At 40.4% G+C, this 559-nt stretch carries 1 pseudogene; it reads right to left on the bottom strand.

The annotated features are described in order from the left end of the window. Positions 1 to 559 (bottom strand): annotated as a pseudogene (locus R7O13_RS29675) (type VI secretion system membrane subunit TssM); the annotation flags it as partial.

Below are 559 nucleotides of genomic sequence, written 5' to 3'. Positions count from 1 at the left end.
AATGGGTATCTACCTGCTATAGTCCGCTGATAAGGACGCACTACATTAGTCACCCAAAGCTGATTTAGATGATCTTTAGAGCCGCTTTCTGCAAACTTAACCGATTCCTGTGACAACTCTCCCAACCATTGATTAAACGGTTTTGGTAAGAGATCTTTTGCTCTAGCAAAGGAGGCAGCAACATCCTGAGTCACCGTTCCATCCAATATGCTTTTGTAAGCAATTTTTTGATTGTTCCCAGAGCTAGACAAATCAGATAAGTACGAACGCAAATTCACCATCGCTTGCTGAATATCATCAAAGTCTTGTTCACTAAGTCGTAAGATTTCGGTGAAATGGGATTCAACTTCTTTACCTGGTAGAGCAACATTAAATCCATTCTCTTCAGGCAAATATATATCGAGTTTGTCTGCCGTATTAGAAAACTTCACTTTTGCAACCTTTCCTGCGACTTCCGTTGCTGCCTTTTGATTTTCCGATAACGTTACTTTCGATAACCCCACTTCCTTTTGTATTGCACGCAGAAGTGATTCAATTGGTCTTTCTACACCGGATAAAA

Source organism: Vibrio sp. Y176 (assembly GCF_033438945.1).
This window is presented reverse-complemented; position numbering and strand designations above follow the sequence as displayed.